Raw genomic sequence first — 17,242 nt, forward strand, 5'->3', positions numbered from 1 at the left:
TCAACCGGCGCCGCACCTTGGCCCGGACGCCTGCAAGGGCGTAACCTGATTCCCGAACAACTCCGACGGCCCGTTTCGCCGTCGGCAGGAAGCGCCATGATCACCAAACACTGCGACAAATGCAACAGAACGCTCGAATTCCCGGATTCGCACGCCGGGCGGCGGGTGGAGTGCCCGGACTGCGGCGATGTCAACCTCATGCCTGGCGCGCCGGCGACGAGGCCGGGCGATCGGGCTCAGGCTGCCGGCCTGCCCCCGGACAGCGGTCCAGAAAAGGAAGTGATGGTCCTGGCGCCGGCGAACTGGCGGGCCCATCCGTTCCTGATGATCTTCACGCTTGGCATCGGCACGCTCATCCTCTGGTTCCGCAATCTCGGCAACCGGCTCTACATCACCAACAAGCGCACCGTCCTTCGCACCGGCTTCTTCAGCAAGAGCACGACCGAAGTCATGCACGACCATGTGCGAAACGTGCAGGTGGAGCAGTCGTTTCTCAACCGCATCTTCAACGTCGGCACTATCGGAATATCGAGTTCGGGCCAGGATGGCGTCGAGATCGTCGCGCACTCCGTGCCCCGGCCGATGCAGGTCAAGAAGACCATCGACCTCTACCGCCCGATGTGACGCTTCCGCCGCGCCTCTGGCGCTCCGTGCAGGATACACTGTCGCATGACCATGACGCCTCGCGCCGACCGGACCCTGCTGGCGATGCTGTTGAGCGCAGCGCTCGGCTTATGCGCGCTGTGCACGGGGTGCGCGACTTCCGCCCCTCGCGCGGGCACGCCGGATGATTTCAGCCTCGACCTGGCGGTCCTGCCGCAGAGCGGCGCGGGCCGCAGCGACGTGGCGCAGCACTACATCCTCCACGCCGACGGCACGCTGCGCGCCGCTCGCGGTCCGGCCGGCGCGCTCAATGCCTATCCCGGCCAGGCGAGGCGGCTCTCATCGGCCCAGATGACGGAACTGCTCAATCTTGCGCGGCAGACCATCGCGATGGCGGCGCAGTCGCAGTCAATCGCGCCGACGCAGTGGCTGCATGAGGAGCCGCTTGAGACCGGCCCGGCCATGCTGCTGTGGGTGCGCGATTCGGGAGACGAACACGCGGCGCGCTTCAACTCCGAAGGCGGCCAGTTCCCGGCGCCAGCGGAGATGATACGACGCCGCCTGCAGGAACTGGCGCTTCTGCGCTGACGGCGCGTTCGCCCCTACGATTCAGCAATGAATCAGTCCACCGATCCGGAACTCATCGTCGGCATCGATCTCGGCACGACGAACAGCCTCGTCGCCTTCTGCGGGGATCGCGGGCCGCGCGTTCTGCTCGATGGAGCCGGCCAGGCGCTGCTCCCGTCGATCGTGCGGATTGACGCCGACGGGCAAATGACCATCGGCCGCGAAGCGCGCGACCATGCCGTGGAGTTTCCGCGGCAGACGGTGCACAGCGTCAAGCGGCTCATGGGGCAGACGATCGATCAGGTGCGCGGCGATCTCGACTATCTCAGCTATGAAGTTACTGCCGGCGAAGGCGCCGCCGCGCGCGTTCGAGTGCACGATCGCCTGCTGAGCCCGCAGGAGATCAGCGCCGCCATTCTCGCGAGACTGCGCGAGATTGCCCAGACGGCCCTGCAGCGTCCGGTCGCGAAGGCGGTGATTACCGTTCCGGCGTACTTCGACGACGCGCAGCGGCAGGCGACGCGCGATGCCGGTCGGTTCGCGGGGCTTGATGTTGCGCGGATCATCAACGAACCGACCGCTGCGGCCCTGGCCTACGGCATCGGCCGCTCGGGCGAACCCGAAACCATCGCCGTATACGACCTTGGCGGCGGGACGTTTGACATCTCCATTCTCCAGATCATCCCGCCCAGCGGCGCCGACGCCTCGATCGACAGCGCGTTCTTCCAGGTCCGATCGACCGCGGGCGACACGCATCTTGGCGGCGACGACGTCGACCGCCTTATCGTCGAACTCGTGCAGCGCGAGATCCGCGATCAGCACGGCGTGGCGCTCGAGTTCCCGCCATCGACCCGCCAGGCGCTGCGGCGCTTTGCGGAAGCGACCAAGATCCGACTGAGCAGCGAGGATTCCGCCCCGATCCAGATCGATCTCGGCGACGGCCGCACGTACGAGCGCACCATCTCACGTGACGAGTTCGAGGCGATGATCACGCCCTGGGTTGAGCGGACGATCGAGGCGTGTCGGCGTGCCCTGCGCGACGCCAGACTCGCCCCGGGTGACATCGACCGCGTCGTGATGGTCGGCGGCTCGACGCGCATCCCGCTCGTGCGCCAGCGCGTCGGGGCCTTTTTCGAGAGCAACCCGTACACGGCGATCGATCCGGACCAGGTCGTCGCGCTGGGCGCGGCGGTGCAGGCCGCGATACTCAGCGGCGCACATCAGTCGGCGCTTCTTCTGGATGTGATCCCGCTGAGCCTGGGGATTGAAACGATGGGCGGCGCCATGGCGAAGCTCATCATGCGCAACAGCACCGTGCCGTGCCAGGCGACCGAGCGCTTCAGTACCTCCGTCGATGGACAGACCTCGATCAAGATCCACGTCCTGCAAGGCGAGCGCGAACTTGTGAGCGATTGTCGTTCGCTGGGTGAGTTTCACCTGCGCGGCATTCCGCCGATGCCGGCCGGCATCCCGCAACTCGAAGTCTCGTTCCATATCGACGTAAATGGCATTCTCGATGTGACCGCCGTCGAGCGGCGCAGCGGCAAGCGGGCGGCCGTGCAGATCGTTGCCAACCACGGCCTGACGGCTCAGGAGGTCGATCGCATCGAGCGCGACTCGATTTCCCACGCGCGCAGCGACATGAAACTGCACCGCATCATCGACTTGCGCGTCAATGCGGCGCTCGATCTCAAGTGGATCTGCGATGCCATCAAGCGAGTGGAGAGCGAGATCCCGGCGGATTACCGGCGCGAACTGGACGCCCGCATCGCGACCCTGCAACGATTCGTGGATGACAGTGAACTCGAACCGCAGTCGGTGAACGCCGACGCCTTCCACGCGGCCAAGGAAGAACTGGACCGGGCGTCGGTGCGGCTGCACGAACTGAGCATCGCCCGGTCACTGCGCGATGAGGGTTGACTCGAGCGCCTCGGCTGCGTCGAGCAGGATCTGCGCGCTGAGCGGGTCGGGCCGGCCGTTGAGCACGATGCAGTTGCTCACGAGCGTCTCAGCAAAGTGCCTCGACTCTGCGCTGCCGTGCAGCAGAAACACATGTGCCGCCCAGGGGCGGTTGGTCGCGTTGTCGGGCTGGGTGTGCTGCAGATGCCAGGACACGGCGCTGGAGACGCGGGATGCAAGTTCCGGTCGTGATCGGCGGGCGGCGTGCCAGAGCGCGTGCAGAGCGGAGAGCTCGGTTTCGGTCCAGACCTCGATGGTCTGGTAGAGATCCTGGCGAAAGAGCGGCCCGCTGCCTGCGAGGTCGATCCAGCGGTCAATGAGCCCGGCCGCTTCATCCAGCAGCCCCCACCACAGTGCGGCATCATCTCGGGCCGGCTGCAGGCGCTCTCTGGCGACGGCCTCGGCAAGCCCCGGCTGCGGGCCGCGACGCCGCGACGCCAGCCGCCACGCCAGGAATGCGGCGGCAGAGGAGTGCGGATGTCCGGTTGCCGCCTGCCACTGAGCAAGAAGATCGACGCCGCTGACGACAGGTGCGGCCAGAAGCCGCAAGTGTTCGACCCACCTCGGCAGGTTGCCGCCGACGGAGCAATCGCCTTGCTTTTCTGCCATTTCCGATCATACTCGATCTCCTGACTTCACGCACGAACCTGGCCGTTTATACTCACCTCATGGCGATCGTCGGACCCACGCACGACACGTCGATTCACCGCCGCATGTGCGTGCGCTGCGGCTACGACGGGCGCGGCGTGCGCGAGGGCGTGTTTCGGAGCGCCGATCCGTGGTGTCCGAACTGCGGGTGCGACTTCCGCCGCCGCCCGCCCCTGAGTTACGCCGAGATGGAGGGGCTGTGCGGCATCCCGTACACGTCGGTGGAGCCGGCCCTGCCCAGCCCGTCACGGAGAACCCGAAATGCGCGGGCGTGGCTGTGGCGCCTCGAACGCTGTCTCGCGGCGATCTTCGTGCTGCTCGTCAGCGCCGTCGTCCTGGGCCAACTCGTCTACATGGGCCTGTCGGTGATCGGGTGAGGCGGCTATTTCAGCGCGGCGGTGAGGCGCTTCTCGTCCCACACTTCGATGCCCAGCTCGCGCGCTTTATCGAGTTTTGAGCCCGCGCTCTCGCCGGCGATGACCAGATCCGTCTTCTTCGTCACCGAGCCTGAGACCTTGGCTCCCAGCGTCTCGAGCCGCTCCGTCAACTCCGGCCGCGTGAATGCTTCGAGCGTTCCGGTGATGACAACGGTCTTGCCGGCAAATGGCGAGTCCGGCGGCGCTTCACGCTTGCGGTACGTCGAACTCGTGAGATCGACGCCGGCCTTCTTGAGTCGCGCGAACGCATCGCGCCCCTGCCGCGACTGCAGGTAATCGTGCAGCGTCGTCGCCGTCACCTCCCCGAAGTCCGGCAGCGCGAGGAGATCCTCGCGCGACGCCTCGAGCAGTGCATCGGCGTCGGGGAAGTTCTTGGCGAGAGTCTTGGCGGTGGACACGCCGATGTGCCGGATGCCCAGCCCCGCGAGCACGCGCGCCAGGCCGCGGCTCTTGGCTTCTTCGAGACCGGCGATCAGGTTGTCCGCCGACTTCTCGCCGAGGCGCTCCAGCGCGAGCAGTTGATCGCGCTTTTCAGGCAGCGTGAACAGGTCCGCGAAATGGTGCACAAGCCCGGCGTCGACGAGTTGATCGACGAGTTTCTCGCCCAGGCCGTCGATATCCATCTGATCGCGCCCGACGAACCATTTCAGCTTCTCGCGAAACTGCTCGGGGCACTCGGGATTGACGCAGAAGACCTTGGGCCCCTCCTGCTCGACCGTGCCCCGGCACGCCGGGCAGTGCTTCGGCGGCTCAAGCGGCTTTGAGTTCTTCGGCCTCTTCTCACGCACCACGCCGACGACCTGCGGGATAATCTCCCCGGCCTTTTCGATGATGACGGTGTCACCGACGCGGATGTCCTTGCGGCGGATCTCCTCGATGTTGTGCAGCGTCGCGTGCATGACCGTGGTGCCGGCGATGAAGATGGGCTTCATCGTGGCCCGAGGCGTGAGCGTGCCCCCCTTGCCGACCATCCAGTCAACTTTCTCCAACACCGTGACGCCCTGCTCAGCGGGATACTTGAATGCAATGCACCAGCGCGGCGCGCGGCTGGTCGAGCCGAGGGTCTCCTGCTGTTCGAACCGATTCACGCGGACGACCATGCCATCTACGCCGTAGCCGAGTTCAGTCCGCGCACCTTTGAACTTCTCGATGGTCTTCTCGACCTGCGCGATGCCGTGGCAGAGTTTCACGTGCGGGCTCACCGGCACGCCCATGGACTTCACGCGATCTAGAAAGCCTATGTACGTTTCCACTTCGTCCAGGCCGTCGATCTCGCCGCGCCCGTGCGCCACGAAGTTGAGCCGGCGCGCGGCGGTGACTTTCGGATCGAGATTCTTGAGCGTTCCCGCGGTCGAGTTGCGCGCGTTGGCAAAGAGCGCCTCGCCGGCCTTCTCCTTCTCGCGGTTGAGGCGCTCGAACTCGGCATTGGGCATGAAAATCTCGCCGCGCACTTCGAGCACGTCCGGCGGCTGCTCCTTGCCGTGCGAGGCAAGTTCGAGCGGGATCGCCCGGATGGCCCGGACCTGGGCCGTTACGTCATCGCCCTTCTCGCCGTCGCCGCGCGTCACGGCGGAGACGAGCCGTCCCTGCTCGTAACGCAGGCTGATCGCCACGCCGTCAATCTTGGGGTCGCAGACGTACTCCACGTCAGGCGACTTCGCGTAAAGCGAGTCCGTCTCTTGCCCGTCGAGGCCGAGGCCTTTGAGCACTCTCGCGTGCCAGGCGCGCAGGTCATCGATCGAGTAGGTGTTGTCGATCGACTGCATCGGCACGGTGTGGCGGACGGTCTTGAAGCCCTTGATCGGCTCGCCCGCGACGCGCTGGGTCGGGCTGTTGGGGTCGGCCAGTTCGGGATGCTCCTCCTCAAGCCGCTGCAGTTCGCGCAGCAGGCGATCGTACTCGGAGTCGGCCATGATCGGCGCTGCATCAACGTAGTAGGCGCGGTCCGCCTTGCGGATGAGTTGGCGCAGTTGCTCGATTCGTTTGGCGGCGCTGGCGGTCATGTGCACTCCACCGGTGATCAGGTCGGCAATTCTTTCACAGCAGACTGGCGGGATCGACATCCACTGCCGTGTTCACATCCGAAACCGCCAGGCCAGCATTGCGCAGGTCGGTGAGCAGACGTTGCACCGTCGCGGCCGAGGGCGCGATGATTTCGATGCCCACGCGGTAATGATCGGCGATGCGCGACAGCGCGCACGGCGCCGGTCCCTTGATCCACGCGGCGGGCTTTCCATCCCCACCGCTCATCGCGTTTACAAAGCCCTGAAGAGCCTCGGCGAGTTGCTCGGCCCGGCGCGTCGCCTGCACGTGATCGGAGTCGCGCACCACGATGCGCGCCATGCGCCCGACGGGCGGGAGGCCGGCGTACTGCCGCTGCGGGATTTCCGATTGCACAAAGCCGAGGTAATCGTGCCTGGCCGCGCACTGCACGGCCGGGTGGTTGGGCTGAAAGGTCTGCACGACGACGATCCCCGGATGTTCGCCGCGACCGCACCGGCCTGCGACTTGGGAGACGAGTTGGAACGTGCGCTCGGCGCTGCGAAAGTCCGGCAGGCTGATCGCGGTGTCCGCGTTTACCACGCCCACGAGCCGCACATTGGGAAAATCGAGTCCCTTGGCGATCATCTGCGTGCCGATGAGCAAGCGGATCTGCCCAACGCGAAAGCGATCGAGCACGTCGTAGTAGTCGCGGGCGCTGTGCATCGAATCGGAGTCCATGCGCTGCATCTCATGCTCGTCGATCACGCCCGGCAGCAGGCGCAGCACTTCCTCCTCGATGCGCTGCGTGCCCATGCCGAACGTGACGATGCGCTTGCCGCAGGTCGGACAGCGCTCGGGGAGGAGTTGCTCAGCGAGGCAGTGGTGGCAGCGGACAAGTCCGCCGCGCGGCAGGTCGCGGTCGCGGTGGTAGACCATGGCCACATCGCAGTGCTCGCACTGCATGACCCAGCCGCAGGTCTGATCGGGGCAGGCGATATAGTTGGCGTAGCCGCGCCGGTTGAGCAGCAGCATCGCCTGGCCCCCGCTTTCGAGCGTGTGTCGCAGCAGCATTTCGAGCCGCGGCCCGATGAGGCGCACGCTGCGATCGCCCTCCTGCGCCGCCTGCTTCTGCTGCTTGCGGATGTCGACGATCTCGACGCGCGGCAGTTTTGCGCCCGGCACGCGCTCGGGCAGTTCGTGCCAGTGAAAGGCGCCGCGATGCGAGGAGTTGTACCACGTCTCCAGCGACGGCGTGGCCGAGCCGAGGATGACGCCGGCGTTCTCGATCTGGGCCCGGCGGATGGCCACGTCGCGCGCGTGGTAGCGCGGGGACTGATCCTGCTTGTAGGACGAGTCGTGCTCCTCGTCGACGACGATCACCCCCAGCGCCCCCGGTGGAAACGGGGCGAAGACTGCAGAGCGAGCCCCGACGGCCACTCGCGCTTCGCCGCGCGCGATCATCGCCCACTGCTCGTGGCGCTGTGCTGCCGTCAGCCCGCTGTGCAGGATCGCGATGCCGCGATCGAATCGCGCCAGAAACCGGCCGACGGTCTGCGGCGTGAGCGCTATTTCGGGCACCAGTACGATGGCAGAGCGGCCCGCCGCCAGCACGCGCTCAATGACGTTCAGGTAGACCTCGGTCTTGCCGCTTCCCGTCACGCCGTGCAGCACGTGCACGCCAAAGGAGTCTGCAACGGCCGCGGAGATCGCCTCGATGGCGCGACTTTGCCGATCCGTCACGGTGAACGAATCGGTTGGACGAATGCCGATCGCCTCCCACGCGGCGCGCACGGTGGTCTGACGCTGCTGGATGAGCATCCCGGCCTGGACGAGGCGCTTGATCGGAGCTGTCGTCTTGAGTTCAGCGAGTTCCGCGAGAGCTCTGATTTCAATCGGCCGCTGCGGCGCTTGCGCCATTGCCTGCAGCACGCGCTTCTGGCTGGCCGAGAGACGAGGCGGCTCCTCCGCCGGCGGTTCAGCCGGAAGATCGATGAGCACTCGCGTGGAGCGGCCGACACCCTTTTTGACCGCGGCCGGGAGCATGGTGGCGAAGACGGAACCGAGCGGCGCACAGTAGTAGCCCGCGATCCATTGCGCCAGTTCAATGAGCGGCTCGGTCAGCGCTCCGCCGAACGGATCGAGATCAAGAATCGTCTTGAGGCGGCGGCCGCCGATCGCGTCGGCGTCCATCTGCACATCCACGACGAACCCCGGAGCCGGCCGGTCGCCTCGCCCCAGCGGCACCACGACGCGCTGACCCACGCGCAGACCAGCCAGCGCCGGCGGGATGACGTACGTCAGACCGTGTGGATAGCGATCCATGCCGCGCTCGGGCACGACCTGCGCAACGCCCGCCGAAGCATCGACCTCATCTTCGAAGAGCGTACTCACCATTGGCTCCCGCGCGCAGCGCAACGAACATCACCACACGCGACGTGCGTGTGGTGATGCAAGTGTACCGGCTTGATCAGGCAGCGCGCGGCGCTGCGGTTCACTCGTTGCCGATTTCGCGAAGTCCCAGGCCGAGTTCCGAGAGTTTGTCGCGCACCTCGACCAGGCTCGTCGTGCCAAAGTTCTTGACGCCCAGCAGTTCCGCCTCGGTGCGGGCGCACAGGTCGCCGATGCTCTGCACGTCGAGCAGTTGCAGCGCCTTGCGGGCGCGGACGGACAGTTCGAGATCGGAGACGGGCTTGTTGAGCAGGTGCTCCTGCGGCGTGCCGCGCAGCTGTTCGTACACGGCATTGCGCAGGACGTTGTGCTGCTCGTCCAGGCCCTGGCCCAGGCGCAGGCCCTTGGCCGCGAGCATGTCCTTGATCTCCTGCAGGCTCGTCTCGCCGAAGTTTTTGTAGCCGAGCAGTTCGGCTTCGGTGATGCGAAGCAGATCGCCCAGCGAGCGGATGTTCATCTTCTTGAGGCAGTTGCGGGCTCGCACCGAGAGTTCGAAATCCGTGACCGGCGTATCGAGCAGCGCGTTGCGCTTGGTCATGTCGCGCTCGATGTCCTCATCCACTTCCATGTCAAAGGACGCTTCGACATCTTTCATGAAGCGCAGAGCCCGGGCGTGGTTGGGCTCGGTCTCAAGCACCTGGCGCAGGCACTTCTCCGCCCGGCGGTAACTGCCGCGATCTTCGTAGCAGATCGCCAGGTTCATGAGCGCGTTGATGTGGGCCGGCTGAAGTTCGACGCAGCGCTCGTAGGTCGCCATCGCCTCGTCTTCCTCGCCGACGAGATCGAGCGCGAATGCCAGTTTGAACATCGCCTCGGCGTTCTCGGGATCGTACTGCACGGCTCGGCGGAACTGCTCAATCGCGCCGTAGCGGTCGCCCGCCTTCTCGGCGTTGCTGCCGGCCACGAAATGCTCGCGACTGGCCTGCGGGTCGCGGTTGACCGCCTGTCCGGACGAGCCGATCAGAATATCCATCACATCCTGGGGCATACGCATGGTCTCCACTTGGGGCTTGGCGCCTGCCAGGGCCGCACGGCTGCGGCGTGGCGGCAGCGCTCACGACACCAATCATAGCGCGGCAGCCGCATCCGGTGAATACCCGAATCGTTCCACGGCCGACACAGGCCTGCGACGCCAGCCCCGCGGCTCTATACTGGCCCCGTCATGCCTGAGCACAACTACGACAGCCGCATTCCCTACGAGCAGCACCGTATCCACGCCGCCGCCATCTACTGCTCGGACGGCCGCGTGGGTGAGCACTTCGACGACTTTTTGCAGAACGGCCTGCAACTGCCGCGCTACGACCGGGTCGCGCTGCCCGGCGGGCCGGCGTGCCTCGCCGGCCACCCGCAGGCGATGTTTGAGGAGAAGAGCGTCATCGACGAATTGCAGTTCCTGGTGGATGTGCACGGCCTTAAGCGCGTAATCCTCATCGCCCACCAGGGGTGCGCGTTTTACTCCACGCGTCTGCAACTGCAAGACCGCCGCCTCGAACTCGTGCAGAAGGCCGATCTCGTCCGCGCCACGGCGATGGTGCAGAGCGTCACGAAGGTGAACCACATCGACGCCTACTTCGCCCGGCTCATCGACAACTGCATTCGCTTCGAGCCGGTCGAGGTGTGAGATCGCTCACGGTCTTGATTGGAGTTTGCTGCGAAACCGCGCCGCATCTTCGGGCCGATTCAGCGCTTCGTAGCAATCGACGAGTCGGGCGATGGCCTCCTGCGTCGGGGCTTTGTCGACGCCGATGGTGTTTTCGAGTCCCGTGCTGGCCAGCAGCAGTTCCGCCTCGGCGCGCTGCGTCTGACCCATGCTCAGCAGGCACATGCCGTAGCGGCCGTGGATGAACCACCGCCTCCAGAGGTCTTCGGGCAGGACGCGGTCCGCCGCCAACACCACCTGCGCGTAGATCGGCTCGGCCTCTGCGTAGCGCTGGCGGCTGCGGAAGAATGCGGCCAGGTTGTTGCCGGCAAAGATCGTCTCGGGATCATCCTCCCCCAGGGACGCTTTCGTGGCGGCGGCGACATCGGAGTACATGGCCAGCGCCTCTTCGTCCTTGCCCGCATCATCCAGGATGAATGCCAGTTCCCCCTTCACGCGCAGCGTGCGCGCATCGTCCGCACCATACACGGCGATTCGATCGGCCAGCAGCCGCTTGAACTCCTCCTCCGCCTCCTCGGGCCGCCCGCTCTGGTTGAGCAGATCGGCGTAGGTGAAGCGCGCATCCTGCACGGCCGGGTAATCGCCGCCGAGATGGTTCTGCGCATCATCGAGCACCCGCCCAAGCAGCGCCTCGGCCTGCTCGAACTCGCGCAGATCGACCATTGCCCGGGCCAGAGTGGCCGAGAACATCACCGTGTCCGCCTGGTACGGGCCAAGCACCTCGCGCACCGTCTCGAGCAGCGGGCCGAGCAGCGCCGCTGCCTGCTCGGGCTGGCGCTGAGCGACGAGCCAGGCGCCGAGGTTGTTTGCGGCCGACAAGGTGATGATCGACTTCCCACCCCACTGCGCCGCGGCGCGTTCGTAGGCCTGCCGCAACTCCGCTTCGGCTTGCGCCACCGCGCCTGACGCCGCGAGCGCCGCGGCGTAGTTGGCGGTGACAATCACCGTCTCCGAGCCGAATCCGCCCTCGATTTCCTCGTGCGCGGCAATGGTCTCCTTGAAGAGTGCGAACGCCTCGTCAAAGCGCCGCTGCAGGGTGCGCAGCTGCGCGAGGGCGTTGGCGAACTCGAGCGTGTACTGATCCGTGGCGCCGTACTCGCGTTTGTGGCGCTCGAAGGATTGCGTAAGCGGCGCGTCTGCTCCGTCGAGGTCATGCTGATCGAGGCGGATGAGGCCCAGTCCGTTCATGGCCTGAAGCGTCAGTCGCGCATCGGGGCCGTTGATCCGGCTGGACTCTTCAAAGGCGCGCGTCAGCAATTTCTCGGCTTCGTCGTGAAGCCCGGTGTAGCGGTACAGGCTTCCGAGGGCGAACTGCATCGTCGCCGCCACGTCCGCGTCGCGGCCCAGTTCCGCGTCGAGCGCGGCGACGGCGGGATCGAGCACCTGCACGATGCGCGCGTTGCGCCCGAGTTCGTTGATGCGCGCGCTCTTAAACATGTCCTGCAAGTAGGCGACTACGCGCTGGCTCTTGGCGGCCTCGTTCTGCGCCGTGCGCCGAAGATCGCGCTCGCGCAGGAAGCCCACGCCCAGTATCGCCAGCAGCACCGCCAGAACAACGAGCGCCGCGACGGACAGCCGCACAAGCCTCTGGCGGCGGGCCGCCTGCTCGAGACGCTGCAACTCCTGCGCCCGCTCGCGCCGCCGCTGGGGCAACGTTTCGAGCCGCTCGGCGAGTTCTGCAGCCGTCCGGAATCGCCGGTCCGGGTCGCCTTCGACGCACCTGGCGATGTCTTCGCGCAGCAGCGGATCATCAACATCGCGCTCCCACCCCACCGCGAGCGGTCGCTCAAGATCGCCGACGACCATCTGATAGAGCAGCACACCCAGGGCGTAGATGTCGCCCTGCACGGTAAAAGCCTTGCCCACGAGCATCTCGGGCGGAGCGTAGAGGCGCGTGCCGGTGCGGCTGGATTCGTTTTCGGTCAGCAGGCCGGTGAAGCCCGAAATCGTGATCTGGCGCGCCTCGAGTTCGGTGCGGTCGGCGAGCATGCCGATGCCGAAGTCGGACAGGCGCGGCCGGGGCTGCCCCCCCTTGATCTGGTGAATCAGAATGTTCGACGGCTTGATGTCCTTGTGCAGCACGCCGACGGAGTGCGCCGCCGCCACGGCGCGGGCCGTTCGCGCCACGAGGTCCAGGCGCGTCTCGATGGGTACTTTGTCGATGCCGCCCTGCGCCTTGGCCCAGTTGTTCAGATCGCCCGCCTCGGTGAATTCCACTTCGAGGAAGTACGGCGCTTCGTCGAGCTGCACCTCGTACAGGCGCGCGATGTCGTCCCGGTCACCGAGCACTTCGCGCAGCACGCGAAAGAGCGTGAGTTCGCGCTTGAGCGAGCGCAGCCGATCCTGATCGAAGCAGAACTTAAAAGCGCGGTGCACGCGGGTCTTCTCGTGTACGCCGAGCCAGACTTCGCCAAAGCCTCCCTCGCCGATGCGCCGCTCGAGTTTCCACCCGCCGCGCGTCGGCACCTCAAGGCCGCTGGCCGGACGCCAGCCGAGCGTCTCATCCTCGCCGGGCGCGAGCGCGCGGTGCGCTTTCTCCGAATCGCGCGGCGCGTGCAACGGCGACTGCCCCTCCGCGCCGACTTCGAAGACCTCCAGCGGTTCATCCGTGCCCTTGAACTTGTACGGCCCATGCGCCATCCAGCGGATGGTCAGCGCCGGCCCGTTCTCGATGGGCGGGTGCTGGCGCACGTACTGCCGGGCGCTGTCGAAGAGCGCCCGCGTGAGGAGGATCTGGCCGCCTTCGGCCAGGCCCATGACACGCGCGGTGAGGTCGATGGCCAGGCCCGAGAGTTTCGCGCCGCCTTCGGGATCGGGATCGAGTTCGGAGACTTCGCCAAGGTGCAGGCCAACGCGAACCCGCAGCGGCGAACCGGGCCAGCCTTCGCGCCGCATGGCATCCTGAAAGAGCAGGGAAAAGTTGACGGCGCTGCTGACGGTATTGAACCGGGCGAGAAAGCCGTCGCCCGTGTCCTTGAGGATCTCGCCGTCCCCGGCATGCTCGAACACCCGCCTGAAGATCGCATCGTGCCGACCGATGATGCGGGCCGCCTCTGCATCGCCAAGCCGGCTCTTGAGCTGCACCGATCCGACGATGTCGGAAAAGAGCAGGACGACCAGTCGAGTTGGCGAGGGCGTGGCGGGCATGGGAACAGGGCTCTCGGACCTTCCGGGACAGAAGCAGGATGAGCGTACCGGGCACAACTCCCCGCAGCAAGGCCGCCGAAATGGCCGCTTTGCCGCCCATACAGCGGTTTAAATGGCCCTTGGCCGGAATTTGCTTGCGTTTTCCGGCAATTGCAGGCATACTGATGTCGGTTTTTGCGAGGTCTGCGTGCAGTCAGTGATCGCAGCCCGTCCTGTCGACTGAAGGGAGCGAGACATGCCACGAGCCCGTTTCTCCGCCACGCCGCTGCTGCTTGCGGCGTCGGCTGCCCTGCTGTTTGCGCCGACCGCATGGGGCCAGATCTCCATCGCTTCGCTTTCGGGCGCTGAGCACGTCGAGCCTGTCGCCATTGCGCAGATTTTCAGCGACGGTTCCGTCGGACAGTGGCATCCGTACATCATCAGCGATCTCAAACGCGAGATTCAGGCGTCCGATCTCACCTTCGGCTCGGCCGAAACGACCAAGCTGCGCGGACCGGGGCCCGAGTTCGTGCCCACCGACGGCATCGAGTGCGGCGGCTTTGATCCCGTCTGCACCCAACTCTGCGCCCAGACCCGCCGCATCCTCCAGTCGTGCGCCTTCACCTACGGCGGCATGCGCATCTCCGCCACGTCGTCCATCAACAGCCGCGGCGAACGCGGCAACGTCAGCCAGGTCTTTCTCGCCTGGACGAACAAGCGCAGCGCGGGCCAACTTGACGATTTCGTCCCGCCGCGCATCATCGGCGACACCGTCATCGAGGTGCTCCTCTACGATGCGCCCTTCTCATCCAACTGCGAACCATTCGAACCCAATCTTGTGGGCGGCGTGCTCGTCAACTTCGGTCCGCTCGACGGCAAGTGCGGCTCGGATACCTACTACTACTCGACGCTCAACCTGCGCGAGTTCGCCGATGTGTGCATGACCATTCCCGGCCCCGCCGTGCAGTTCGGCTACGAAGTCGCCTTCTGGTACGACGATCAGCGCAGCGCCCGCGCCGCCAACAACCAGGCCGTGCTCTGGGGCGCCAAAGACCGGCTCGAACAGGGCTCAACGGACGCGCTCGGCTACATCGACCTCGACTACGACGGCGCCTTCACCCCGCCGGGCGAGTGCATCTCGCTTGAGAGCGGCTGCCCGTCGTCCCTCGCCGCTGCCGTGGACTTCTGGGGCGGCTCGGAGCAGGGCATCATCAACCTCTGGGACAACGGCACGTTCGTCACGCAATTCATCGCAGGGTGCAATGGCGGAGACATCAGCACGCTCGAATCGCCCGGCGTCGTGCTCGGCTTCGACGCCTCGCGCGCCATCGCGCGCCAGGCCGACGACTTCACCGTGCCCACCGGCCAGACGTGGCGACTCGACAACATGCAGTGGTATCTCTATCAGCCCGCGTCTCCGCCCAACGAGCCGATCAACGCCGGCTTCGCCCGGCTGTGGGACGGTCCGCCCGGCGCCGGCGGGCAGGTCATTGCGGGCGACCTGACGACCAATCGCCTCGTCGGCTCCGAGTTCATGGACATCTACCGCGTCACCAGCAGCAACCCGGCTGATTGCAGCCGCGCCGTGAAGCGCATCACTCTGGATATGTCGTGGGCGCCGGATCTCTCCGGCGGGACATACTGGGTCGAGCTGACAACGCAAGGCACCCCCAACTTCACCGGGCCCTTCGCGCCGCCCACCGTGCCGCGCTCGCTCAATACCGACAACTCGCGCCGCTTCCTCGTCTCGAACCAGACGTGGGCGCCCAACATGGATTCGGGCCTGCCGGTCGATTTCCCCTTCGAACTCGAAGGCTCGATCATCTCCGGCAGCGGTTGCGATGTCTCTCAGTACACGCTCTCGGTCACGGGCACGTGCCCGGGCCAGGTGGTCGTGGCGTGGGAGAATGCAGCGCCCAGCAGCCAGCAAGGCCTGGTCTTCGGGATGAACCTGGGCAACACGATCATCCCGCCCGGCTCGGCGTGCGAAGGAACGAGCCTTGGCATTAGCGGCGGCATCCGGCTTGTTCGCGTCGTGTCCACGGGCGCCAACGGCAGCGGTACACTCACCGGCAACACAAGCAGCGGCGCCTGCGGCGCCTACCTCCAACTCATCGAAGCCAACTCCTGTCGAACCAGCAACATCGCGCAGTTGCCGTAGCCTGGTTGATATCTGCCGCGCTTCCTGAGCGTCGCGGGACCCCGGCGCCGCGCCTCGGCTGATCGACGGAACCCTTCACCACCGACGCATCCAGAAAACGAACGGGAGCGAGGCGGCTGCCTCGCTCCCTTGATCACCTACTTTGCCAGCGACTCTTGCGCCGCGACTGGCGTCATTGACTTTCCTCAGTTCACCAGCCTCGTCGCAATGGTGGACACGCGGCCGGCTTCGATGGCCTGGAGTGTCAGCGTGGCGCCGCGGGCCATCTGCGGGATGACGCGGGTCATGCTGACGTTGCCGTTGCCGTCGGCCACGGCTGAGCCGCCGAGCTTGGGATTGAGAATGCCCAGCGTCACGCCCATGTTGGGCAGCAGCGTCTCTCCCTGGCCCTGCACGCTGTAGAGGAAGTAGACCGTCTGCCCCGCCGATGCCTGCGACGCCTGGAACGTGGCCTGCTGGCCAGCGAAGAGCGAGGGGGCCGTCAGCGTGAATGGAGCGCACACGCCGCGCGGGTTGGCCAGCGCGTTCTGCCAGCCGGTATGGTTGATGCCCGTGCCCTGGTTGGAACTGTTCGAGCTGCTGTCGCAGCCGGCGTGGGTATGCACGCCGATGGCCAATCCGGTATCTTCGTCAAGCACGCACGAGCCGGAGTTGCCCCCGGTCGTGTCCACGCGATAGCGGATTGTCGTCCCGCTGAACTGCCAGAACGGGCCGGTGTGGACCTTCTGCACCTGGTTCCACTCGCGCGGCACGCCACTGCCCGTCGTCCCGTAGCCGGTGATGTTGATCGTCTGTCCGTTGACCTGCGGCGGGGTTGACGCCAGAACATGGAACTCGCCCTGCGCCTGATAGGCCGAAAGGCCCGTCTCGGTGTTGCGGAACACGCCGAAGTAGCCCCAGTCCTGCCCGATGCTGCCGCTCTGGCTCTGCTTGGAGGCGATGTCAACGGAATATTGGTCTTCGGGAGCGGGGTTGCGCGGCGTGCCGTTGCCGTCTGACAAGGGCACGTTGAACTGAATCACCTGCAGGCTACTGGATGCGCAGTGCCCGGCGGTGATGAACTGGTGATTGGGATCGTTGATGATCCACGCCGAGCAGCCGATGGGCATGGCCCGGCCCGAGCGAGCGTCGGTGGAGAGCACGCGGTCGTCAGTCGTGCCGCAGATGGAGGCGGGTTCGACCGTTTCATCGACGATCCCCACGTCGACGCGGTCGAGCACGACGCGGTTGTTCCTGCTGCCGGGGCGGGCGATCAATTCCACGGAGAGCATCTCGCCGTTGAAGTAGGCGGTGCTGTTGTACCACTCTTTGATGGTCCACGCGTTGAGGTGCTGCGTGCCGCCGTCCTCAAGCGACATGATGCGGATAATGGAACTCTCGGCGGTGGCGTAGTCCGGGTCGAGATCGACGGACTCGAAGTACAGCCGCAGCCACCCGGCGCCGCGGGCTTCGATGATCTCCGACCAGACGACGCGCGGCTCGTCGCCGCCGTTGCTCAGCAGGCCCGAATCGGAGTTGAGGTCCACGGGCTTGCTCGGGACCGGCTGAGCCTGACCCAAGGCCGCAGCCGGCAGCGCCAGTATGGCGGAAAGGAAGAGACCACGGGTGAGGCCGGTCCGGCCGAGATGATGTCCGTTCATGTTCGCTCCA

The 17,242-nt window shown here is 66.1% G+C and carries 12 protein-coding genes; 6 read left to right on the top strand and 6 right to left on the bottom strand.

What is annotated here, in order from left to right; translation table 11 throughout:
- Nucleotides 1-96: 96 nt before the first annotated feature.
- From IT430_12285 to hscA, 3 genes are read left to right on the top strand one after another with little or no spacing between them, the layout of a single operon-like run.
- Nucleotides 97-624: a PH domain-containing protein gene (locus IT430_12285; GenBank protein ID MCC6908713.1), complete on the top strand. Its 528-nt coding sequence runs from the start codon at nt 97-99 to the stop codon at nt 622-624.
- A 45-nt stretch (nt 625-669) separates the two neighbouring features.
- Nucleotides 670-1,191: a hypothetical protein gene (locus IT430_12290; protein MCC6908714.1), complete on the top strand. Its 522-nt coding sequence runs from the start codon at nt 670-672 to the stop codon at nt 1,189-1,191.
- A gap of 27 nt (nt 1,192-1,218) precedes the next feature.
- Nucleotides 1,219-3,090, top strand: coding sequence for a Fe-S protein assembly chaperone HscA (hscA, locus tag IT430_12295; protein ID MCC6908715.1), 1,872 nt, complete (start codon nt 1,219-1,221; stop codon nt 3,088-3,090).
- Here hscA and IT430_12300 read toward each other — a convergent pair.
- Nucleotides 3,070-3,738, bottom strand: a complete 669-nt coding sequence (locus tag IT430_12300) for a hypothetical protein (protein ID MCC6908716.1) — start codon at nt 3,736-3,738, stop codon at nt 3,070-3,072. The two genes, hscA and IT430_12300, sit on opposite strands and share 21 nt — an antisense overlap.
- Nucleotides 3,739-3,797: 59 nt before the next feature.
- On the opposite strand from IT430_12300, the gene IT430_12305 reads away from it, so the two are divergent.
- Entirely contained in the window at nt 3,798-4,154 is a 357-nt protein-coding gene (locus IT430_12305; protein MCC6908717.1) for a hypothetical protein, read from the top strand.
- 5 nt (nt 4,155-4,159) lie between these two features.
- On the opposite strand, the gene ligA is transcribed toward IT430_12305, so the two are convergent.
- From ligA to IT430_12320, 3 genes are all read right to left on the bottom strand, one after another.
- On the bottom strand, nt 4,160-6,217 hold the full coding sequence (gene ligA / locus IT430_12310; protein ID MCC6908718.1) for an NAD-dependent DNA ligase LigA: 2,058 nt from the start codon (nt 6,215-6,217) through the stop codon (nt 4,160-4,162).
- Nucleotides 6,218-6,251: 34 nt separating this feature from the next.
- Nucleotides 6,252-8,588, bottom strand: a complete 2,337-nt coding sequence (gene priA / locus IT430_12315) for a primosomal protein N' (GenBank protein ID MCC6908719.1) — start codon at nt 8,586-8,588, stop codon at nt 6,252-6,254.
- Between the two features lie 100 nt (nt 8,589-8,688).
- Nucleotides 8,689-9,633 carry a tetratricopeptide repeat protein gene (locus tag IT430_12320; GenBank protein MCC6908720.1) on the bottom strand — a complete coding sequence of 315 codons (945 nt, stop codon included), beginning with the start codon at nt 9,631-9,633 and terminating at the stop codon, nt 8,689-8,691.
- Between the two features lie 174 nt (nt 9,634-9,807).
- Here IT430_12320 and IT430_12325 point away from each other — a divergent pair, with 174 nt between their 5' ends.
- Nucleotides 9,808-10,266, top strand: a complete 459-nt coding sequence (locus IT430_12325) for a hypothetical protein (protein MCC6908721.1) — start codon at nt 9,808-9,810, stop codon at nt 10,264-10,266.
- Between the two features lie 6 nt (nt 10,267-10,272).
- Here the strand turns inward: IT430_12325 and IT430_12330 are convergent, their stop codons facing one another.
- Nucleotides 10,273-13,452 carry a tetratricopeptide repeat protein gene (locus IT430_12330; protein ID MCC6908722.1) on the bottom strand — a complete coding sequence of 1,060 codons (3,180 nt, stop codon included), beginning with the start codon at nt 13,450-13,452 and terminating at the stop codon, nt 10,273-10,275.
- Nucleotides 13,453-13,687: 235 nt separating this feature from the next.
- On the opposite strand from IT430_12330, the gene IT430_12335 reads away from it, so the two are divergent.
- Nucleotides 13,688-15,592: a hypothetical protein gene (locus IT430_12335; GenBank protein ID MCC6908723.1), complete on the top strand. Its 1,905-nt coding sequence runs from the start codon at nt 13,688-13,690 to the stop codon at nt 15,590-15,592.
- Nucleotides 15,593-15,777: 185 nt separating this feature from the next.
- Here IT430_12335 and IT430_12340 read toward each other — a convergent pair whose 3' ends face one another.
- The gene (locus IT430_12340) at nt 15,778-17,232 is read right to left on the bottom strand and encodes a hypothetical protein (protein MCC6908724.1); all 1,455 of its coding nucleotides are present in this window, start codon (nt 17,230-17,232) and stop codon (nt 15,778-15,780) included.
- Nucleotides 17,233-17,242 lie beyond the last annotated feature (10 nt).

Source organism: Phycisphaerales bacterium (assembly GCA_020852515.1).
Taxonomy (GTDB): Bacteria; Planctomycetota; Phycisphaerae; order Phycisphaerales; family UBA5793; genus UBA5793.